Source organism: Streptomyces sp. NPDC020884 (genome assembly GCF_044333935.1).
Lineage (GTDB): Bacteria > Actinomycetota > Actinomycetes > Streptomycetales > Streptomycetaceae > Streptomyces.
In genome coordinates this window covers 399,849-419,526 of sequence record NZ_JBIRRY010000004.1, presented here as the reverse complement: position 1 = coordinate 419,526, position 19,678 = coordinate 399,849, and the positions used below count along the sequence as shown (strand labels likewise).

Here is a 19,678-nt window from a genome sequence, read left to right as displayed (position 1 = left end):
GGATCCCACTCTCGTCGGCGCGCGGCGGGCGGGCGCGATCGAATACGCCGTACGGGACACGGGCCTGACGCCGCACGGCCCGGGGTGCGACGCAGATCATTGTGCAACTTGTTGCATAAGCGTCGCGCGGTGGTTTACAACTGAACGCGACGACCCCGTGCGGAGGAGACCCCCGATGAGCCCCTACCCGACCCTGCTGAGCCCGTTGGACCTCGGGTTCACCACCCTTCCCAACCGGGTGCTCATGGGATCGATGCACATCGGTCTGGAGGAGGCCGAGCGCGGCTTCGAGCGGATGGCGGCCTTCTACGCCGAGCGCGCCCGGGGCGGCGTCGGCCTCATGGTCACCGGCGGCATCGCCCCCAGCGAGCGGGCCTGTTCCTTCCCCGGCGGGGCCAAGATGACGACCGAGGCCGAGGCCGAGCAGCACCGCGAGATCACCTCGGCGGTGCACGCGGCGGGCGGCCTGATCGCGATGCAGATCCTGCACTTCGGGCGGTACGCGCACCACCCGGACCTGGTGGCGCCGAGCGCGCTCAAGGCCCCGATCAGCGGGTTCACCCCGAACGCGCTCACCGACGACCAGGTCGAGGAGACCATCGAGGAGTTCGTCCGGGCGGCCGAGCTGGCGCGCCTCGCGGGCTATGACGGCGTCGAGATCATGGGCTCCGAGGGCTATCTGATCAACGAGTTCATCGTCTCCGCGACCAATCACCGCACCGACCGCTGGGGCGGCTCGTACGAGAACCGCATCCGGTTCCCCGTGGAGATCGTGCGCCGGGTCCGCGAGCGGGTCGGCAGCGACTTCATCCTGATCTACCGGCTCTCGATGCTGGACCTGGTGCCGGGCGGCTCGACGCTGGAGGAGGTCGTGACGCTCGCGAAGGAGATCGAGGCGGCGGGCGCGACGATCATCAACACCGGCATCGGCTGGCACGAGGCGCGGATCCCCACCATCGCCACCTCCGTGCCGCGCGGCGCGTTCACCTGGGTGACCGAGAGGGTGCGCGGCGCGGTCTCCGTACCGCTGGTGACGAGCAACCGCATCAACACCCCGGAGGTCGCCGAGGAGATCCTCGCCTCGGGCCGGGCGGACATGGTCTCCATGGCCAGGCCCTTCCTGGCCGACCCGGACTTCGTCGCGAAGGCGGCGGCGGGCCGGGCGGACGCGATCAACACCTGCATCGGCTGCAACCAGGCGTGCCTGGACCACATCTTCAGCCTCCAGATCACCTCCTGCCTGGTCAATCCGCGCGCCTGCCACGAGACCGAGCTGGTCCTGAGCCCGACCCGGACCCGTAAGCGCGTCGCCGTGGTCGGCGCGGGACCCGCGGGCCTCGCGTGCTCGGTGACGGCGGCCGAGCGGGGGCACGCGGTGACCCTGTTCGACACGGCGGACGAGATCGGCGGACAGCTGAACGTGGCGCGCCGGGTGCCGGGCAAGGAGGAGTTCGACGAGACGCTGCGCTACTTCCGTACGCGGCTGGCCGAACTGGAGGTCGATGTCCGGCTGGGCACCCGGGCGGACGCCGGATCGCTGGACGGCTTCGACGAGATCGTGCTCGCCACCGGCGTCGAGCCGCGTACCCCGGCGATCCCCGGCACGGACCACCCGAACGTCGTCAGCTACCTGGACGTGCTGCGCGACGGGGCCCCGGTCGGCGACCGGGTCGCGATCGTCGGCGCGGGCGGCATCGGCTTCGACGTCGCGGAGTTCCTCACCGACGGCGGCGAGGCGGCGAGCCTGGACGCGGACACGTTCTTCCGGCAGTGGGGGGTGGACACCTCCTACGCGGACCGCGGCGGCCTGCGCGCCCCCGAGCGGCCCAAGCCGCCGCGCACCGTGCACCTGATCCAGCGCAAGACCACCAAGGTCGGCGCGGGACTCGGCAAGACCACGGGCTGGATCCACCGCACCGAACTGCGTCACCGGGGCGTCGAGATGATCGCCGGCGCCTCCTACGACCTCATCGACGACGAGGGCCTCCACCTCACCGTCGACGGTGAGCGGCGGGTGCTGCCGGTCGACACGGTGGTGCTGTGCGCGGGTCAGGAACCGCGCCGCGAGCTGTACGAGGAGCTGCGCGCCGCGGGCGGCCCGGTCCATCTGATCGGCGGCGCGGACCTGGCGGCCGAGCTGGACGCCAAGCGGGCCATCCGCCAGGGCACGGAACTCGCCGCCGCCCTGTGAACGTCGGGGAGCGGTCCCGTACGGCGGTGAGGGAGCGGGCGCTGCCCGGCCTCCGCGCGTCCTTAGGATGCACCCCATGTCACTGCCGCACGCGATTCTCACCGCTCTGCTGGAGAAGCCGTCCTCGGGTCTCGAACTGACCCGCAGGTTCGACCGGTCGATCGGCTACTTCTGGCCCTCGACGCACCAGCAGATCTATCGCGAGCTGGGGAAACTGGAGCAGGCGGGGCGGATCAGGGCCCTGCCCACGGCGGCGCCCGCCCGGGGGCGGAAGAAGGAGTACGAGGTGCTGCCCGCGGGCCGCGAGGAGCTGGCGGTCTGGGTGGCGCTGCCCGAGGATCCGCGGCCGGTCCGCGATCCGCTGCTGCTGCGGATGCGGGCGGCGGCAGTCGTCGGGGCGGACGGCCTGGGCGCGGAACTGCGCCGGCACCTCACGCTGCACGAACGCCGACTGGCGGAGTACCGGGAGATCGAGGAGCGGAACTTCACCCCCGCGCCGACGACGGACGAGGACCGGCTGCGGTATCTGGTGCTGCGGGCCGGCATCGACCTGGAGACGTTCTGGATCGGCTGGCTGACCCGGGCCATCGCCGACATGGACGGTTGAGCAGGGGCCCCGTCGGCCGTCCTCACGCGCCCCGCGACCGGTCAGCCGCTCGCGTGGGCGGGGAGGGGTTCCGGGGCCAGGGGCGCGGTGTCCGCGCGCCGCGGGCTGCCGATGACGACCCTGGCCGGCACCGGATCCGCCGGGGCGGGAGCCTGTTCCTCGGGCGCGTCGTCCCGGTCGGGCAGCCGCGCCTGGGCCCGGCTGAGGAGGATCACCCCGCGCACGGCCGCCGCCGTGCCGAGGAGGGCGAGCACCAGGCTGAGCGGCCCGCCCTGGAGGCGCTCGCCGAGCAGGGCCAGGCCGATCGCGGCGGCGGCGACCGGGTTGGCGAGGGTGACCACGGCGAGCGGTGCGCCGAGCCCGCCCCGGTACGCGGTCTGGGACAGCAGCAGGCCGCCCATCGCGAAGGCGGAGACGAGCAACGCCACCGTCAGCAGCCGCCAGCTGAACAGCGGGCCGCCGGAGTGGTCGGTGACGGCGACGGTGAGGGTCTGGGTGAGCGCGGAGGCGACACCGGAGGTGATCCCGGAGGCCGCCGCGTGCCGCAGCCCGGGGCGGGCCCCGGGCCGGCTGAGCCCGGCGACGACCGCCATGGTGGCCGCGCCCACGCCGAGCGCCTCGGGGAGGCTGAGGGTCTCGCGCTGGGCGGAGCCGCCCGCGGTCAGGAGCAGCGCGCCGAGGCCGAGCAGCGTGAGGACCGTGCCCCGCCACTCGACGCGGCCGACCCGGCGTCCGGCGGCCCGCGCCCCGAGCGGGACCGCGGCGACGAGGGTGAGTGCGCCGAGCGGCTGGACCAGGGTGAGCGGGCCGTAGTTGAGCGCGGCGACGTGCAGCAGCGCGCCGCCGGCGTTGAGACCGACCGCCGACCACCAGGCGCCCCGGCCCAGCAGCCGCAGCACTCCGGTGGAGGGGTCGGTGCGGCCGGCGAGCCGGGCCTGGGCCACGGCGGCGGCCGCGTAGGCGCCGGCGGAGACGAGGGAGAGCGCGACGGCAAGCAGGGTGGCGTTCATCGCGCCGCTCCGGCCCGGGTACGCGTCCGTGCTCCGGCACCGGCATCGGGTGCGGAGGACCGAGGCGGGACGGTCCTCGCACCGGCGGCCGGCCGGAACGACCGGGGCGCGGGGGCACCCGCTCCGGCGGCGGGCCCGTGGGCCCCCGGCGGGACGGCCGCCGCGAAGGCCGCGGGACCGGCCGCGCCACCCGCGTACGCCGGTACGGCAGTCCCCTCACCGCTCCCCCATCCGCCCGGCCGGGGCAGGCGCGCGGGGACGGTGCGCGCGGACAGCGGCGGCCGGAACACGGCGAGCGCGACGGCGAGCAGCGCCACCACGACGATCGCGTCGAGCCAGTAGTGGTTCGCCGTGCCCACCACGACGAGCAGGGTGAGCGCCGGGTGCAGCAGCCACAGCCCGCGCCACCGGGAACGGGTGGCGGCGATCAGCCCGACGGCGACCATCACGGCCCAGCCGACGTGCAGCGAGGGCATCGCGGCGAACTGGTTCGCCATCGAGTCGGTCGCGGGCGTCTGCCCGTAGACGGTCGGCCCGTACACCTGGCCGGTGTCGACGAGCCCGGCGACCGGGAGCAGCCGAGGCGGGGCCAGCGGGAAGAGCAGGTGCAGCGCCAGGGAGGCGGCGGTGAGTGCGGCGAGAACCCGGCGCGACCAGACGTAGTGGCGGGGGCGGCGCCAGTAGAGCCAGACCAGGAAGAGTGCCGTGGCCGGGAAGTGGACGGCGGCGTAGTAGGTGTTCGCCGCGTGGATCAGGGGCTGGCCGTGCAGCAGCAGCCCCTGGACCGCGCCCTCGCCGGGGAGGTGCAGGGCCCGTTCGAGGTCCCACACGTTCCCCGCGTTGCGGAACGCTTCCTCGACATGGCCGTTGGCGGCCTGGCGGCCGAACTTGTAGGCCAGGAAGAGTCCGGCCACGAGAAGGAACTCGCGAACGAGGGGCGGTCGGGCACGTATGTCCGGCTCCTGGTCCGTGGGCTCGGTGCGGGCGTACGTCACCCGGTGCCCCCTTGGATGCGAAGCGGTGTCAGGACGGCCTGGTCAGATCCCTGCCGTATCGATACGCCAGTGTACCGATACGGCGGCGTATCGGTACACGCGCGTATCGGTACACTGGCGTATCGAGAACCTCACCGCACCGCCGCAGGAGGTACAGCCCATGCCGTCGCCCGATTCCGTACCGGAGTCAGCCCTTGCCTCCCCCCGGTCGAAGATCACACCGGAGCGGGCGCAGGAGCTCTATGCGGCGGTGCTGGAGCTGTTGCGGGAGAGCGGTTACGAGTCGTTGACGATGGAGGGCGTCGCCTCCCGCACCCGGTGCGGGAAGTCGACGCTGTACCGGCAGTGGGGCTCCAAGCCGGAGCTGGTCGTGGCGGCCCTGCACGGCACCCGCCGGATGCGGCTCCCCCACATCGACACCGGGACGCTGGCCGGGGACCTGCTGGCGGCCGCGCGGGCGATCGGCGAGGCCTCGGGGCGCGACACCCCGCTGATGCACGCCCTCAGCCATGCCGCGCTCCAGAGCCCGGAGCTGCTGTGCGCACTGCGCGAGGCGCTGATCCTGCCGGAGATCGCGGCGATCGACGCGATGGTCCGGCGGGGGCAGGCGCGCGGCGAGATCGCCCGGGACCTCCCGGGGGCCGAGTTCGTGGCGGCCCAGCTGCTCGGCGTGATGCGTGCCCGGCCGCTGCTGGAGGGGCGTTACGCGGACGCGGCGTATCTGACCCGCTTCGTGGAGATGGCGATCCTCCCGGGCCTCGGACTCACGGCGGGAGCGCCGGAGTCCTGACAGACGTGGACCGCCCGTCCCAGCGGATGGGGACGGTCCACCCGCGCCGCACCGTGGGGACGGGGGCGGCGCACCGCCCGGCCGGCCGGTGACCTCAGGGGAGGTCACCGGCCGCCCGTGTGTCCGCGCCTCCGCACGGCCCGCACCCTAGCTCCCCTAACAAACGCTTGGTAGATTCGAGCGGCGCGGGCACGCGGCTACAGCACCGGGCGAGCCCCGGAACCACGGGCGAAGGGCGGACCATGGACCTGTCCCAGGCGATGGACTTCACCGGGCGGGCGGTGCTCGTCACCGGCGGCACCAGAGGCCTGGGGGCCGCGACGGCGCGGGCCTTCCTCGCGAGCGGGGCGGACGTCATGGTGTGCGGGCGCGACACACCGGCCACCCTGCCGTCGGCGGACGGACGGGAGGCCGCGTTCCGGGCCACGGACCTACGGGACCCGGTGGCGGCGGCCGATCTCGTCGCCGCCACCGCCGAGCGCTTCGGGCGGCTCGACGTGCTCGTGAACAACGCGGGCGGCTCCCCGGACGCCGACGCGGCGACGGTCTCGCCGCGCTTCGTCGAGAAGGTGGTCGCCCTCAACCTCCTCGCACCCTTCTATACGGCCCAGGCGGCCAATCTGGTGATGCGGGAGCAGCCCGGGGGCGGCTGCGTGATCAACATCGGCAGCGTCTCCGCCCACCACCCGCAGCCGGGCACCGCCGCCTACTCCGCGGCCAAGGCTGGCCTGCTCGGGCTCACCCGGGCACTGGCCCTGGAGTGGGCGCCGAGGGTCCGGGTCAACCACATCACGGCGGGCCTCATCCGCACCGGGAACGCGGCGGCGCTGTACGGCGACGACGACGGGGCCGCGGTGGCCGGCGTCGTGCCGATGGGGCGGCTGGCGGAGCCGGACGAGGTGGCACGGGCCTGCCTCTGGCTGGCCTGCGGCCTCTCCTCGTACGTCAACGGCGCCGATCTCGCGGTGCACGGGGGCGGGGAGGTCCCGGCCAGGCATACGGCCCTCCGGACCCGCCCTCCTTTTTCGTCGTCTTGACGGTATCGACCATCACCCCTTATCGTCATCATGACGACATCAAAGGGGGGCCCTCATGGCCGACATCACCCGGCGGTTCGGCTGGCGCCACCTGCGCTCCGCACCCACCGCCCACATCCGCCACCACAAGCGCGGCCGGCTCGCCCACGACGGCCAGGGACTGAGCTTCTGGTACCGGTCGCTGTCGGCGGCGCTCTCCGAAGTGCCGGTCGACGACCGGGAGCTGGCCATGGCGTTCCACGCCCGTACGGCCGACTTCCAGGACGTCACCGTGCAGGCCACCGTCACCTACCGGATCAGCGATCCGGCCGAGGCGGCGAACCGGCTCGACTTCTCCGTGGACCCGGACACCGGAAGCTGGCGCGGCGCACCGCTGGAGCAGATCGCGACCCTACTCACCGAGACGGCGCAGCAGCACACGCTGGACGTCCTGGCCCGCACCCCGCTCGCCGCGGCCCTGGTGGACGGTGTCGCCTCCGTACGCGAACGGGTCGCCACGGGTCTCGCCGCCGAGCCCCGGCTCCCGGCCACCGGCATCGACGTGGTGGCCGTGCGCGTCGTCGCGATCCGCCCCGAGGCCGAGGTCGAGCGGGCCCTGCGCACCCCGGCCCGCGAGCAGATCCAGCAGGAGGCGGACCGGGCGACCTACGAACGGCGGGCCGTGGCCGTCGAGCGCGAGCGCACCATCGCCGAGAACGAGCTGGCCAGCCAGATCGAGCTGGCCCGACGCGAGGAGCAGCTGGTCGACCAGCGCGGCACCAACGCCCGCCGCGAGGCCGAGGAGAAGGCCGCGGCCGACGGCGTACGGACCGAGGCGGAGGCGGCCCGCAAGGTGCGGCTGGCCCGCGCGGACGCCGAGGCGGCGCGCGAGACGGGCGCGGCACGGGCCGAGGCCCAGGCCGCCTGGCTGCGGGTGCACGGCGAGGTCGCCCCGGCCACACTGCACGCCCTGGCGGCGACCCGGCTCGCGGAGAACCTGCCGCGGATCGAGAGCATCACGCTCTCCCCCGACATCGTCACCGGCCTGCTCACCAAGCTCGGGCGGCCGGCGGGCGGTGCGGACGCGTGAGCCTGGCCCCCCGGGCGGTGCTCGTCCACCGGCGCACCGAGTACGAGGAGCTGCTCGCCCGGCACGGGACGCACGGGCAGGCCGCGTTCTTCCTCTCCAGCCGGGGCCGCTCGATCGACGAGGTGGCCCGCCGCCACGAACACACCCGGGTGGCGCTGCGCGAGGTGGCGGCGGCGGTGCCGCTCACCTGGCGCAGCTCCCGGGTGGAGCGGGCGGACCTGGACCGCTTCCTGTTCGCCCCGGAGGACGTGGTGGTCGTGGTCGGCCAGGACGGACTGGTCGCCAACACCGCGAAGTACCTGTCCGGACAGCCGGTGGTGGGCATCGACACCGACCCGGGGCGCAACCCCGGCGTCCTGGTGCGCCACCGCCACGCCGACGCGGCCACCCTGCTGCGCGCCGCGACCGCCGCAGGGGGCGGCGCGGAGGAGCTGACCATGGTCGAAGCCGTCGCCGACGACACCCAGCGTCTCCTCGCCCTGAACGAGATCTATCTCGGGCCGCCCGGCCACCAGACGGCCCGCTACCGCCTGGGCGACGCCGGCGAAACGGCCCCCGGCGAGGCCCAGGCCTCCTCCGGGGTGCTGGTCGGCACCGGCACGGGCGCCACCGGCTGGCTCCGCTCGCTGTGGCTGGAGCGGGGCGGCACGGTCCCCCTGCCCGCCCCGTGCGACCCACGGCTCCTGTGGTTCGTCCGCGAGGCCTGGCCCTCCCCGGCGACCGGGACCTCGCGCGTGGCGGGCGAGCTGGGACGCGGACAGGGGCTGCGGCTGACCGTGGAGTCGGACCGCATCGTGGTCTTCGGGGACGGGATGGAGTCCGACGCCCTGGAGCTGACCTGGGGTCAGAGCGTACGGCTCGGGATCGCGGAGAGGTCGCTGCGCCTGGTCACCTGAGCGCGCCCGCCCGGACACGGACAGGCCGGCGGCTTCGCTACGGTGGTCCGCACCTGCACCCTGCACCGGCACCGAAGAGCGGAGAGCCAGCACCATGTCAGCCGACCCTGTCACCGAGCCCGCCCGCAACACCCGCCCGCCCACGGCACAGGCGGCCCTCGGGGTCGGAGTGATCGTCGAGGACGACCGGGGACGCGTCCTGCTCGGCCGGCACCACAGCGGTACGTGGGAGCTGCCGGGAGGCAAGGTCGACGCGACGCACGAGTCGATCGCCGCGGCGGGCGCCCGGGAGCTGCGCGAGGAGACGGGACTCGTGGTCGACGAGGCGTCCGTGGAGGTCATCGCGATGGTCCACGACGTGATCGGCGGGATCAACCGGATCAGCATGGCGGCCGTCGTACGGCTCGCCTCCGGCGTCCCGGAGGTGACCGAACCGCACCTGATCAGCGCCTGGCGGTGGATCGCGCCCGAGGAACTGCCGGCCCCGCTGTTCGATCCGTCGGCCCAGATCCTGGCGGCCTGGCGGCCGGAGCTGGGCATCGCCCACCCGCCCGCGCACGTGCTGCGGATCGCCTCTGACGCCTACGGATGCGGACCTATCGCACCAGCTGTATGAATAAGGGACCATCCGTGCGATCGGAGTAGGCCCATGGACGATTACCCGCTCCTGAACCTCTTCCTGACCATGCTGTATCTGTTCCTGTGGGTCATGTGGTTCTTCCTGCTGTTCAAGGTGATCACCGACCTCTTCCGGGACCACTCGCTGAACGGCTGGGCCAAGGCGGGCTGGCTGGTCTTCGTCATTCTGCTGCCCTATCTGGGCGTGCTCATCTACCTCATCGTCCGCGGCCGCAGCATGCACGAACGCGACGCCAAACTGGCCAAGGACTCGGAGAGTGCCTTCCGCGACTATGTGCGCGAGGCCGCGGGGAGCCGGAGCGGATCCGGTGGCAGCGACCATGTGAACGATCTGGCGAAACTCGCCGAACTCAAGGACAAGGGCGCGCTCAACGCCGAGGAGTACGAGCGGGCGAAGGCGAAGCTGCTCGCCTGAGTCCGAGCGGCGGGACCCCCGAACGCTGCCGCTCCCCGGGGAGACCCGTTGACGGCGCTCTCCGGGCCGAACTGCGGGACCGGGGGGCGCGGATGACCGTCCGGCAGCTCCCACAACGAGCAAGGGCCGGTCTCGGATTTCTCCGAAACCGGCCCTGAACTGCGACTGTCTCCAGTCGGGACGACAGGATTTGAACCTGCGACCCCTTGACCCCCAGTCAAGTGCGCTACCAAGCTGCGCCACGTCCCGCTACGATTCCTCCCGGTTGTCCCGGGTGGCCGCGCAGGACAAACATTACCTCACTCCGAGGTCCGTATCGACGCCCGCGCCTGTCGGGCCCGAGCGGCCAGCCCCTCGGCTCCGCAGGCCATCGCCTGCTTCTGGGCGCGGGCCAGCTCCCGGTGCGAACTGATCGCGATGCCGTAGTCGACCCGGGCGAGGGCGTGCTCGTAGGCGGACGAGGACTTCTCCAGGTGGCCCACCGCCTCGGCGAGCAGTTCGGCGGCCCGCTCCGGGGGTGCGAAGAGGGCGACGCAGCGCAGCGCCTCGCCCAGGGCGGTCGGCGTGCCGAACCGTTCGGCGTGCACCCGGTTGCGGGCGGCGAGATGGGCCGCGCGGGCCGGATCGCTCGCGGCCAGGGCTCGGGCCAGGTCGCCGGCCCAGGGCGCCCAGATGCCGTTGAAGCGCTCGCGCGGCTCCAGAGCGGCGCCCGCCGCTTCGAGCTCGGCGATCGCCTCCTCGGTTCGGCCCTCCGCCAGCAGCAGGCGGCCCCGGACGCACGGTCCGTCGGGCAGCACCATGGCGCTGGGGTAGGGCGAGCCGAAGTCGTAGCGGTCGGCGACGCGGCGGGCCTCGTCGGTGCGCCCGCGGGCCAGCAGTGTGTCGATGAGCAGGCAGGCCGCGTCCCAGTGCACGGGCAGTCCGGAGCCGACGCGGTCGGCGAGCCGGAGTCCTTCGCGCAGGAAGCCCTCGGCCTCGGCGAGGCGGCCGCGACGACGGTGGACCATGCCGAGCAGGGTGTGGGCGAACGCCAGGTGGGCGCCGCTCCAGCCGGAGATCTCGAAGGCCCGGACCGCTTCGCCGAAGAGGCTCTCGGCGCGGTCCAGCTGGTCGACGAAGGTGTAGGTGATGCCGACCATGGTGGGGAGTTCGAAGCCCCACTCGGAGTCGGTCCAGCCGAGGCCCCGGGCGGGGCTGCCGTCGATCAGGGCGCGTTCGCAGAGGTCGACGATGAGCTGGGCGTTCTCACCGCGCAGCATGGCGTCGAAGGCCCGCAGCGTGAGCAGCGCCCGCTCCGCGTTGTCGCGGCCCTTGAGATGGTCGGCGTTGCGGGTGAGCCGCCGGGAGCGGGCCGGGCCGTCGTCCTCGGCCGCCTGCATTCCCTCCCACATGAAGTGTGCGGCCTGCAGCCGCATCAGCCCGGGGCCGGGCGCGGTGCGTGCGGCCTCGGCGGCCAGCGAGAGCGCCGCGTCCTTGAGCTGGTTGTTGTGGGCGAGCGCGGCGGCGAGCCGGAAGGTCGCGTCGACCCGCAGTCCGTCGCCGAGCCCCGGCATGTCCAGGGCGGCGCGCAGGTGCTGCACCGTGGTGGGCGGGGAGCTCAGCAGCGTCGCGCAGCCCAGCTCGTACAGCAGGACGGCCCGGTCCTTGGGGCGCGGCGGCTCCTCCAGCGCCCGTTCCAGACAGCGCCTGGCCGCTTCGGGGGCACCGACGGCGAGGTGCTGGCCGGCGGCTTCCCGCAGCTGGGCGACCAGCTCCTGGTCGTCGTCCGGGTGGACCTCCAGCAGGTGCCGGGAGGCCACGGCGGCGCCGAGACCGGCCCGGGTGATCGCCCAGGCGGCGCGCCCGTGCATGGCGGTGCGGGTGGCCGGCGGGATCGAGCGGTAGACCGCGGTCGCGATCAGCGGGTGGACGAACTCCAGCGGGTCGAAGCCGCTGACGATACGGGCGTCGCGCAGCCGGGCCGTGCAGTCGGCGGCCTCCGCCGAGCTCATTCCGGCGAGTGTGGCGGCCAGTTCCTGGGAGATGTCGGTGCCGAGGACGGCGGCGGCCCAGGCGAACCGGTTGGCGTTGGTGCCGAGCCGCTCCAGCCGGGCGACGAGGCCGCTGCCCCGGGCGGAGGCGCCGAGCTCGCGCAGCTCGCCCGCCGACTCCTCCACCGGCGGCAGCTCGCGGTCCTGGACCTTGGCGACCAGCTCGACCGCCTCGTACGGGTTGCCGCCGGTGACGGCCCACACCTCGCGGCAGAACGGGTCGTCCGCGTGGTCGCCGAGGCCCGCGCGGACCAGCACGGCGGTGGCGTCCGGTGTCAGGGCCCGCAGGGCGACCCGGGCCACCGTGCCCTGGCCGTCGGCACTGCGCTCGGCCTCGCGGTCGGCGATGTAGTTGGCATCGCGCTCGGCCAGCTCCTGCGGCCGGTGCGCCTGAACCACCAGGACCGGGAGTTCACCGAGGCGGGCGGTGAACGAGGCCAGCCAGGCGAGGGATTCGCCGTCCGCCCAGTGGGCGTCGTCCACGATGAGCAGCAACGGCCGGTGGCTGAGCCGGGACGCGAGCCGCCCGACGACGAAGTCCAGGCCGTCGCGCACACCCTGCGGGTCGGGCTGCGGTCCGCTCGGCTCGGCCAGTCCCAGGGCCGGTGCGGTGGTCTCGTACCAGTCGCCGAAGAGGGCCCGGGTCTCGTCGGGCGGGAACCGGTCGAGGGCGGGCTGCAACAACTGCCGTACGACATGGAACGGTACGGAGGTGACGGTCTCGCCGCCCCGGGCGGACCAGACGGTGCAGCGGTCGGCGGCCATCGCCCGGATCTCCGCGAGCAGCGCTGTCTTGCCGATCCCCGCCTCTCCGCTGAAGACCAGGAGCCCGCCGACGGCCTGCGCGCTGCACAGGGCGTCCACCGCCTCGGCAGCGGCGGCGAGTTCCGGTTCACGCTCGTACAACGGCCGGGACGGCTTCATGCCCACCCTTCCCACAGAGGCAGTCTTCTCGACGGTCGAGCCTAGTCGTGCGCGGGTGCTCGCCGAAGGGGTTCAGCCGATTCCCCGCAGGTGCGGGGCACAATCGAGGGGTGAACGAGACGCGCAGAGACCGTGATGCCGAGGGCCGGGCGCGCAACGCGCGCCCCCGTGACGGACTGGGACGCCCCCTGCCGTACGGGACGCCCGGTGTCGAACGACAGCCGGAGGGCGTCGTCCGCACGCCCCCGGAGACGCTCCGGGAGGCGCAGCGGCTGCTGGACGCGGGGATGCCCTTCCACGCGCACGAGGTCTTCGAGGACGCCTGGAAGTCGGGGCCGGCGGACGAACGCGAGCTCTGGCGGGGGTTGGCCCAGCTCGCGGTGGGGCTGACCCATTCCGCTCGGGGCAACACCGCGGGCGGGGCGCGGCTGCTGCGCCGGGGCGCGGGAGCGCTCGCCCCGTTCGCCGGGCCGGGGCCGCACGGGATCGCGGTGACCGGATTGTCCGACTGGGCGCGGGAGCTGGCGGACCGGGTGGAGTCGGGCCCGACGGTGGACGCGGCGGCCGAGGCGCCCCGGCTGCTGGGGTAGTCCGCAGGGCGGCTCCTGGGGCCGGGGCAGGAGCCGGGCCCGGGGCCAGGTGCGCGGGCGGAAGGTCCGGGTCCGCGGACCGGGGCTCGCGACAGCTACTACGATCCGGCTCCATGAGCACTTCTGACCAGGACCAGCACCGGGACCAACGCGAGGACGGGCCGAACGACGAACAGTCCGACCAGGACCGGGGCGCCGACGCCCCGATAGCCGACGCCGCCGCGGGGACGGGGGTCCGGACGGAGACGACGGCGGAGACGGAGACAGCGACGGAGACGGATGGACTCGACGCCCCGGCCGGTCAGGACGGGAAGAGGCTCACTCCGCGCCAGGCCCGGCGGCTGCGGATCGTCCTCTCCTCGGCTGGCATGGCGGCGATGGCGATCGTGCTCGGACTGCGCATCGCGAGCCGCTCGTCGGTGCTCGTCGTCGGTGTCTACGGGCTCGCGCTCATCCTGTGCGGCGTGGTGATCGAGCTGAGCAGGAACGGCCGCACCCGGCTGGCCAGCTGGCTGCTGGGCGCGGGGCTGCTGGCCGCCGTGGGCGCGGACTGGCTGCTGCTTCCCTGAGCCTGCGGCTCGGCGGCTCGGCGGCTCGGCGGCCTCAGATCAGCAGCAGTTGGAGTCCGCCGACCACCGTGGCACCGATGACGATCCGGTCGAAGACCTTCTGGTTGATCCGGTCGACGCACGCGCGGCCCAGGTAGGCGCCGGGCAGGACGAAGAGCAGCAGACAGGCGTCGAGCAGCAGGGATCGGGCGTCGATCAGGCCGAGACCCACGCTGAACGGCACCTTGGACACGTTCACGATCAGGAAGAACCAGGCCGAGGTGCCGAGGAAGCCGAGCTTGCGGAAGCCGGCCGAGAGCAGATAGAGCGACATCACCGGCCCCCCGGCGTTGGCGACCATCGTGGTGAACCCGCCGAGGACGCCGTATCCGCGAGCGGCCCTCCGGCCGGCGCCGGCCCCGCTCCCGCTCCCGTCGTCCTCCCGCTTGTCCGCGGCCCTCTCCACGACCCGGCGACGCCACAGCGTGACGCCCGTCATGAACAGCAGGATCGCGCCGATGGAGGTGCGGACCGCCGCGTCGTCGGCCCACAGCATGAACAGCGTGCCCGCCACGACGCCCACGGCGACGGCGGGGAACAGCCGCAGCAGCGTGGGCCAGTGGGCGTGACGGCGGTAGACGCGTACGGCGAGGAGGTCGCCCGCGATGAGGATCGGGAGCAGCACTCCGGTCGATTCGCGGGCCGGGAGAACGGCCGCGAACACCGCGAGGCTGATCGTGTTGGCACCGCTGACGGCCGTCTTGGAGAAGCCGACGAGGGTGGATGCCGCCGCGAGTGCGGCCAGTTGCCAGAGGGTGATGGTGTCCATGTCGGGAAGGATGGTAAGCACACCGGCTTTTCGGCTCGCGCCCCGAGACCCTCACCTCACCACCGCCCCCTCGGTGATCGTTTGATCGAATCAGCCCGCTTCCGATCGATCTCTTGACCCACTTCGATCAGTCGATCAGGATTCCGGCATGACTCCTGCCGCTCCGGCTCCCTTCGGGCTGCCCCCGGATGACCGTGCGTCGAGCCCGTACACCGGATACACCCGCGCCCACTGGGAGGCCGCCGCGGACGGGATGCTGGACGCCGCCTGGAAGTGGGCCACCCCGGGCGGCGCGAGGCTCGACCTGCCCGGTCCCCCGTCGCACTCGGGTGTCCGCTCCGACGGTCTGGAGGGGTACGCGCGCACGTTCCTGGCGGCCGGTTTCCGGGTCGCGGGGGCGGCGGGTGAGGACCCCAACCGCCTTCTGGAGCGGTACGCGGCCGGGCTCGACGCCGGTACGCGGACGCCGGGCCGGGACGACGCGGAGTCCTGGCCGCTGATCCTGGACCATCAGGTGCAGGGGCAGCCCATGGTGGAGTCCGCCTCGGTGGCCCTGGGCCTGCGGCTCACCCGGCCCTGGCTCTGGGACCGGCTGACGCCGGACGTGCGGGACCGGGCGGAACACTGGCTGCGGGGCGCGCTGCGGCACGTTCCGGCGGGCAACAACTGGTACCTCTTCCCGTACACCGTCGCCGGGTTCCTGGAGTCGGTGGGCCGGGGCGACGCGGAGACGGCGCGGGCCCGGGAGCGCGCGCTGGAGCTCTTGGAGCACTGGTACCGGGGCGACGGCTGGTACGCGGACGGGGACGGGCGCGCCTTCGACCACTACAACGGCTGGGCGCTGCACCTGTATCCGCTGCTCGACGCCCATCTGGCCGGTGACGAGCGGGAGTCGGCGCGGCACGGGGCGCGGTTGCGCGAGCATCTGGAGAGCTTCTCGCTGATGTTCGGGGGCGACGGGGCCCCGCTGCACTTCGGACGTTCGCTGACCTACCGCTTCGCCGCGAGCGCGGGCGTGGGCCTGGGCGCGGTGACCGGGCACACCCCGCTCGCCCCGGGGGCGTCCCGGCGGGTGGTCAGCGGGTCGCTGCGGTACTTCCTGGAGCGCGGTGCGGTCGGGGCCGACGGACTCCTGAGTCTCGGCTGGCACGGCCCCAACCCGGCGACCCTGCAGACCTATTCGGGCCCCGCGTCCCCTTATTGGGCGTCGAAGGCGTTCGTGGCCCTCCTGGCCCCCGCCGAGCACCCTTTGTGGGCGTCGACGGAGGAAGCGGCCCCGAGCGAGGGCCCCGACCGGGTGCTGTCGGTGCCGGCGGCGGGCTTTCTGGTGCAGTCGACGCGGGCGGACGGCGTGGTGCGGCTGCACAACCACGGCAGCGACCATGTCCGGCCGGACGAGGGCGAGTCGGCGGCGGACGAGGACCCGCACTACGCGCGGCTCGCGTACTCCACCGTGACCGGACCGACCTCGGCCGCGAACACGGCGGACAACCATCTGTCGGTGACGGTCGGCGGGGCGCGCAGCGCACGGCGGCGCATCCATCCGCTCGGGTCCGGGCACGGCGTCGGCTGGGGCTGGGCGGCCTCCTGGCATCTGCCGGTGTTCCCGGCGGGCCCGTCCACCGTCCCCGGGCTGCGGGTGGAGAGCGTGACCGTGGCGCGGGGCGGCCACGAGCTGCGGCTGCACCGGGTGCTGGGCGCGCCGGACGGGGCGCGGGCCGAGCTCACGGGCTGGGCGACCGACCCCGGCGGCCCGGTGCGCTCGCAGCTGCACGGGCTGCACGGCTGGGACGCCCCCGAGGACGTACGGGCCCCGCAGGGAACGGCGTTCACCTCCTGGGCGACCGTTCCCCGGCTCGCCGCCGAGGTGACCGGCACGGTGGTCCTGGCGGCCCTGGCCTCCCTCACCGCCGACCCGGAAGCCGCCCCGCTCGAGGGACTGGTGGACCGGGTGGCGGTGGCGGGTGACACGGTCGAGGTGCGCTGGGCGGCGGACGGGACGCTGACCCGGGTCACCTTCGGCGGTGCGGCGGTGACGGTGGATCACGGGCAGCCGTACGCCCTCTGACGGCTAGGCGTCGGTGCGGATCACCACCACCAGCGTGCGGGGCCCGTGGACGCCCTCCACTCGCTCCAGCTCGATGTCGGAGGTGGCGGACGGTCCGCTGATCAGCGTCGTCGGCCGTTCGGGCACCAGGCGCGCCACCGCCTCGGGCACGCCCGCCTCGACGGTGGAGAGGTCGACGACGCACACATGCAGGTCGGGGACGAGGGACAGCGCCCGGCGGCCCTGGCCGGGCGAACCGTCCAGGAAGATCGTGCCGGTCTCGGCGCAGCCGGCGGCCGATCCCGTCACCACCGCGTCCAGCGCGTCGAGCTGCGTGGGCGCGACGTCCTCGTCGTCCTGCCGCACCTCGCCGTCGTACCCGGCGATCCAGTCCGCCTCCAGCCCGGCCGGCACGCCGATGCGGCGGGCGCCGTGCTCCCGCAGGACGTCGAGGACGACCTCGGCGGTACGGTCGGCCGTGCAGGGGTGCACCCGTGCCTGGTAGTCGAGGAGCCGGTCGGTGAACAGGGCGAGGCGTTCCTCGTCGGGCAGGACCCGGCCGGTGCGGTAGTCGCGCGGGACCACGACGGGGGGCGCCGGGGCCAACGCGAGGGCGTCGCGGATCCGGCCCAGCACGGTGTCGCGGGCACTGGTCATGTCGCGTCCTCCTCGTCGTGCTCGCCGCCGGTGATCGCGGCGTCGTGTTCGGCGGCCGCGGCGCGCAGGGCGTCGGCGCCCCCCTCGGAGGCGAACCAGGAGCGGAACGTCTGCCGGGGCGGGGCCGGGGTGTCGCGGCTGTCGCTCCAGCCGCTGAGCGGTGGGGGCAGCCGCGAGATCGTCCCGTCGCGTCCCGCGATGGCGCGGCCGAGGACGGACGCCTTCTGCGCGGCGGTGAAAAGGGCCGGGCGGCGCATCACGGCGGCCGCCGCCTTCATCGCCACCTTCTCCGGTGTGACGCCGGTCTGTTCGGTGTGCTGGTGGCGCAGTTCCACCAGCAGCGACGGAATGTCGATCTTGACCGGGCAGGCGTCGAAGCAGGCCCCGCAGAGGCTGGAGGCGTACGGCAGGGAACTGTTCGGGTCGCCCTTCGCCGCGTGCATCCCCGCCAGCTGCGGGGTGAGGACGGCGCCGATGGGCCCGGGGTAGGTCGATCCGTAGGCGTGGCCGCCGGTCCGCTCGTACACCGGGCAGACGTTGAGGCAGGCGGAGCAGCGGATGCAGTTGAGGGCCGCGCGCCCGATCGCGTCGGCGAGGGCGGCGGTGCGCCCGTTGTCGAGGAGGACCAGGTGGAAGTCGCGCGGACCGTCGCCGGGCGTCACTCCGGTCCACAGCGAGGTGTAGGGGTTCATCCGCTCGCCCGTCGAGGAGCGGGGCAGGAGCTGAAGGAAGACCTCCAGGTCCTGGAAGCGCGGGAGTACCTTCTCGATGCCCATCACGGTGATGAGGGTGTCGGGCAGGGTCAGGCACATGCGGCCGTTGCCCTCGGACTCGACGACGGCCAGCGTGCCGGTCTCCGCGACACCGAAGTTGGCGCCGGAGACGGCGACCTTCGTCGTGAGGAACTTCTCCCGGAGGTAGCCGCGCGCGGCGGCGGCGAGGTGGGCGGGGACGTTGTCCAGGTCCGGGTCGACGCCGGGGATCCGGTCGAGGAAGATCTGCCGGATCTCGTCCCGGTTGCGGTGGATGGCGGGCACCAGGATGTGTGAGGGCTTGTCGTGGGCGAGCTGCACGATGAGTTCGGCGAGGTCGGTCTCGTGCGGGGTGATGCCCACGGACTCCAGGTGCTCGTTGAGGCCGATCTCCTGGGTGGCCATGGACTTGACCTTGATGACCTCGTCGCTGCCTGCGGCCTTCACGAGCCGGGCGACGATCTCGTTGGCCTCGGCGGCGTCGCGCGCCCAGTGCACGGTGCCGCCGCGCGCGGTGACCTGACGCTCCAGCTGTTCGAGGAGTTCGGGCAGCCGGTTCATGGCGTCGGTCTTGATGGCGGAGCCGGTGTCCCGCAGGGCTTCCCAGTCGGGCAGTTCGCCGGTGACGTCCAGCCGTTTGGCGCGGATGGTGCCGGTGGCGCGGCCGAGGTTGCGGCGGAGCTGGTCGTTGCCCAGTTCGTCGTGGGCGGCGCGGGGGAAGGACCTGTCGCCCCGCAGGTTGCCGGTGCCGTACGGGGAGCGGGGCGGCGGGGCGGGCATGCCGAGGAACGTGCTCATACGGAGGCCTCCGTCAGGACGTCGGGCGTGGTGCGGGTCGCGGCGAGGATCCGGGCGAGGTGCAGCGTGCGGGTCCCGGACCGGATCCGGGAGAGCCCGCCGCCGATGTGCATCAGGCAGGAGGAGTCCCCGGCGGTGCAGACCTCCGCCCCGGTGGCCTTGATGCTGTCCATCTTGTCGTGGAGCATCGCGGTGGACGTCTCGGCGTTCTTGAGCGCGAAGGTTCCGCCGAAGCCGCAGCAGGAGTCGGCTCCCGGCAGTTCGACGAGGTCGATGTCCTCGACGGCCCGCAGCAGCCGGAGCGGTTTGTCGCCGACCCGGAGCATCCGCAGCGAGTGGCAGGTGGGGTGGTACGTCACCCGGTGCGGGAAGTACGCGCCGACCCGGGTGACGCCGAGGACGTCCACGAGGAGTTCGGAGAGTTCGTACGTCTTCGCGGCGACGGCGTCCACTCCGGCGCGGAGCGCGGCGTCCCCGTAGCGGTCGGCGACGATCTTGTGCTGGTGCCGGACGGAACCGGCGCACGAGCCCGAGGGCATCACGACCGCCTCCATCGAGGCGTCGCCGAACCCGTCCGCGAAGTTGCGTACCAGGGAGACGGGTTCGCGCTGGTAGCCGGTGTTGATGTGCATCTGCCCGCAGCAGGTCTGGCCCGGCGGGAACACCACTTCGTGACCCAGGCGCGTGAGCAGGATCGCGGTGGCCTTCACCGCGTCGGGGAAGAGCGTGTCTCCCAGACAGGTGGCGAAGAGTCCGATGCGCATGGAGCCTCCCCGGTCGGGTTCGCCGCGGCGGTCGGGTGTCCGTCGCGTTTCACTATGAGGTTTCTATGGTCGGACCATACTAGGCGCAGG

The 19,678-nt window shown here is 73.5% G+C and carries 18 protein-coding genes and 1 tRNA gene; 11 read left to right on the top strand and 8 right to left on the bottom strand.

Annotated features, from left to right (window positions below):
* Window positions 1-175: 175 nt before the first annotated feature.
* Window positions 176-2,191: an FAD-dependent oxidoreductase gene (locus ACH4UK_RS16075; protein WP_398356720.1), complete on the top strand. Its 2,016-nt coding sequence runs from the start codon at window positions 176-178 to the stop codon at window positions 2,189-2,191.
* 76 nt (window positions 2,192-2,267) lie between these two features.
* Entirely contained in the window at window positions 2,268-2,798 is a 531-nt protein-coding gene (locus ACH4UK_RS16070; RefSeq protein WP_398356718.1) for a PadR family transcriptional regulator, read from the top strand.
* A 41-nt stretch (window positions 2,799-2,839) separates the two neighbouring features.
* On the opposite strand, the gene ACH4UK_RS16065 is transcribed toward ACH4UK_RS16070, so the two are convergent.
* Complete coding sequence (locus ACH4UK_RS16065) at window positions 2,840-3,808, bottom strand: hypothetical protein (protein WP_398356716.1); 969 nt, start codon at window positions 3,806-3,808, stop codon at window positions 2,840-2,842.
* On the bottom strand, window positions 3,805-4,803 hold the full coding sequence (locus tag ACH4UK_RS16060) for a phosphatase PAP2 family protein (protein ID WP_398356714.1): 999 nt from the start codon (window positions 4,801-4,803) through the stop codon (window positions 3,805-3,807). Before ACH4UK_RS16060 ends, ACH4UK_RS16065 begins: the two co-directional genes overlap by 4 nt.
* A 160-nt stretch (window positions 4,804-4,963) precedes the next feature.
* On the opposite strand from ACH4UK_RS16060, the gene ACH4UK_RS16055 reads away from it, so the two are divergent.
* The 6 genes from ACH4UK_RS16055 to ACH4UK_RS16030 all read left to right on the top strand — a co-directional run bounded on the left by ACH4UK_RS16055 (window position 4,964) and on the right by ACH4UK_RS16030 (window position 9,649).
* Window positions 4,964-5,593 carry a TetR/AcrR family transcriptional regulator gene (locus tag ACH4UK_RS16055; protein WP_398356712.1) on the top strand — a complete coding sequence of 210 codons (630 nt, stop codon included), beginning with the start codon at window positions 4,964-4,966 and terminating at the stop codon, window positions 5,591-5,593.
* A gap of 242 nt (window positions 5,594-5,835) precedes the next feature.
* Window positions 5,836-6,630, top strand: coding sequence for an SDR family oxidoreductase (locus ACH4UK_RS16050; RefSeq protein ID WP_398356710.1), 795 nt, complete (start codon window positions 5,836-5,838; stop codon window positions 6,628-6,630).
* Between the two features lie 55 nt (window positions 6,631-6,685).
* A complete protein-coding gene (locus tag ACH4UK_RS16045) occupies window positions 6,686-7,699 on the top strand; it encodes an SPFH domain-containing protein (RefSeq protein WP_398356708.1) in 1,014 nt (337 codons plus the stop codon).
* Window positions 7,696-8,595, top strand: a complete 900-nt coding sequence (locus tag ACH4UK_RS16040; protein WP_398356706.1) for a hypothetical protein — start codon at window positions 7,696-7,698, stop codon at window positions 8,593-8,595. The genes ACH4UK_RS16045 and ACH4UK_RS16040 overlap by 4 nt, the downstream gene beginning before the upstream one ends.
* A gap of 94 nt (window positions 8,596-8,689) precedes the next feature.
* The gene (locus tag ACH4UK_RS16035; protein ID WP_398356705.1) at window positions 8,690-9,211 is read left to right on the top strand and encodes an NUDIX hydrolase; all 522 of its coding nucleotides are present in this window, start codon (window positions 8,690-8,692) and stop codon (window positions 9,209-9,211) included.
* Between the two features lie 33 nt (window positions 9,212-9,244).
* Window positions 9,245-9,649 carry an SHOCT domain-containing protein gene (locus ACH4UK_RS16030; RefSeq protein WP_398356703.1) on the top strand — a complete coding sequence of 135 codons (405 nt, stop codon included), beginning with the start codon at window positions 9,245-9,247 and terminating at the stop codon, window positions 9,647-9,649.
* 175 nt (window positions 9,650-9,824) lie between these two features.
* Here ACH4UK_RS16030 and ACH4UK_RS16025 read toward each other — a convergent pair.
* A tRNA-Pro gene (locus ACH4UK_RS16025) sits at window positions 9,825-9,898 on the bottom strand.
* A 50-nt stretch (window positions 9,899-9,948) separates the two neighbouring features.
* The gene (locus ACH4UK_RS16020) at window positions 9,949-12,603 is read right to left on the bottom strand and encodes an ATP-binding protein (protein WP_398356701.1); all 2,655 of its coding nucleotides are present in this window, start codon (window positions 12,601-12,603) and stop codon (window positions 9,949-9,951) included.
* Between the two features lie 110 nt (window positions 12,604-12,713).
* Between ACH4UK_RS16020 and ACH4UK_RS16015 the strand changes: the two genes are divergently transcribed.
* Both ACH4UK_RS16015 and ACH4UK_RS16010 read left to right on the top strand, forming a co-directional pair.
* Window positions 12,714-13,193 carry a DUF309 domain-containing protein gene (locus ACH4UK_RS16015; protein ID WP_398356699.1) on the top strand — a complete coding sequence of 160 codons (480 nt, stop codon included), beginning with the start codon at window positions 12,714-12,716 and terminating at the stop codon, window positions 13,191-13,193.
* Between the two features lie 113 nt (window positions 13,194-13,306).
* A complete protein-coding gene (locus ACH4UK_RS16010; RefSeq protein ID WP_398356697.1) occupies window positions 13,307-13,762 on the top strand; it encodes a hypothetical protein in 456 nt (151 codons plus the stop codon).
* 34 nt (window positions 13,763-13,796) lie between these two features.
* Here the strand turns inward: ACH4UK_RS16010 and ACH4UK_RS16005 are convergent, their stop codons facing one another.
* Window positions 13,797-14,570, bottom strand: a complete 774-nt coding sequence (locus ACH4UK_RS16005) for a sulfite exporter TauE/SafE family protein (protein WP_398356695.1) — start codon at window positions 14,568-14,570, stop codon at window positions 13,797-13,799.
* 148 nt (window positions 14,571-14,718) lie between these two features.
* Between ACH4UK_RS16005 and ACH4UK_RS16000 the strand changes: the two genes are divergently transcribed.
* Window positions 14,719-16,638, top strand: coding sequence for a DUF2264 domain-containing protein (locus ACH4UK_RS16000; RefSeq protein ID WP_398356694.1), 1,920 nt, complete (start codon window positions 14,719-14,721; stop codon window positions 16,636-16,638).
* 3 nt (window positions 16,639-16,641) lie between these two features.
* On the opposite strand, the gene ACH4UK_RS15995 is transcribed toward ACH4UK_RS16000, so the two are convergent.
* The 3 genes from ACH4UK_RS15995 to ACH4UK_RS15985 are packed head-to-tail and all read right to left on the bottom strand — an operon-like array spanning window position 16,642 to window position 19,588.
* Complete coding sequence (locus ACH4UK_RS15995; protein ID WP_398356692.1) at window positions 16,642-17,274, bottom strand: lactate utilization protein C; 633 nt, start codon at window positions 17,272-17,274, stop codon at window positions 16,642-16,644.
* Window positions 17,271-18,824, bottom strand: coding sequence for a lactate utilization protein B (locus tag ACH4UK_RS15990; RefSeq protein WP_398356690.1), 1,554 nt, complete (start codon window positions 18,822-18,824; stop codon window positions 17,271-17,273). The genes ACH4UK_RS15995 and ACH4UK_RS15990 overlap by 4 nt, the downstream gene beginning before the upstream one ends.
* A complete protein-coding gene (locus ACH4UK_RS15985) occupies window positions 18,821-19,588 on the bottom strand; it encodes a (Fe-S)-binding protein (protein ID WP_398356688.1) in 768 nt (255 codons plus the stop codon). The genes ACH4UK_RS15990 and ACH4UK_RS15985 overlap by 4 nt, the downstream gene beginning before the upstream one ends.
* Between the last annotated feature and the right edge of the window lie 90 nt (window positions 19,589-19,678).

Bases quoted from the DNA above. Each gene is read 5' to 3' on its own strand.
- ACH4UK_RS16075 (WP_398356720.1), top strand. From the start codon at position 176: ATGAGCCCCTACCCGACCCTGCTGAGCCCGTTGGACCTCGGGTTCACC.
- ACH4UK_RS16070 (WP_398356718.1), top strand. From the start codon at position 2,268: ATGTCACTGCCGCACGCGATTCTCACCGCTCTGCTGGAGAAGCCGTCC.
- ACH4UK_RS16065 (WP_398356716.1), bottom strand. From the start codon at position 3,808: ATGAACGCCACCCTGCTTGCCGTCGCGCTCTCCCTCGTCTCCGCCGGC.
- ACH4UK_RS16055 (WP_398356712.1), top strand. From the start codon at position 4,964: ATGCCGTCGCCCGATTCCGTACCGGAGTCAGCCCTTGCCTCCCCCCGG.
- ACH4UK_RS16050 (WP_398356710.1), top strand. From the start codon at position 5,836: ATGGACCTGTCCCAGGCGATGGACTTCACCGGGCGGGCGGTGCTCGTC.
- ACH4UK_RS16045 (WP_398356708.1), top strand. From the start codon at position 6,686: ATGGCCGACATCACCCGGCGGTTCGGCTGGCGCCACCTGCGCTCCGCA.
- ACH4UK_RS16035 (WP_398356705.1), top strand. From the start codon at position 8,690: ATGTCAGCCGACCCTGTCACCGAGCCCGCCCGCAACACCCGCCCGCCC.
- ACH4UK_RS16030 (WP_398356703.1), top strand. From the start codon at position 9,245: ATGGACGATTACCCGCTCCTGAACCTCTTCCTGACCATGCTGTATCTG.
- ACH4UK_RS16020 (WP_398356701.1), bottom strand. From the start codon at position 12,603: ATGAAGCCGTCCCGGCCGTTGTACGAGCGTGAACCGGAACTCGCCGCC.
- ACH4UK_RS16010 (WP_398356697.1), top strand. From the start codon at position 13,307: ATGAGCACTTCTGACCAGGACCAGCACCGGGACCAACGCGAGGACGGG.
- ACH4UK_RS16005 (WP_398356695.1), bottom strand. From the start codon at position 14,570: ATGGACACCATCACCCTCTGGCAACTGGCCGCACTCGCGGCGGCATCC.
- ACH4UK_RS16000 (WP_398356694.1), top strand. From the start codon at position 14,719: ATGACTCCTGCCGCTCCGGCTCCCTTCGGGCTGCCCCCGGATGACCGT.
- ACH4UK_RS15995 (WP_398356692.1), bottom strand. From the start codon at position 17,274: ATGACCAGTGCCCGCGACACCGTGCTGGGCCGGATCCGCGACGCCCTC.
- ACH4UK_RS15990 (WP_398356690.1), bottom strand. From the start codon at position 18,824: ATGAGCACGTTCCTCGGCATGCCCGCCCCGCCGCCCCGCTCCCCGTAC.
- ACH4UK_RS15985 (WP_398356688.1), bottom strand. From the start codon at position 19,588: ATGCGCATCGGACTCTTCGCCACCTGTCTGGGAGACACGCTCTTCCCC.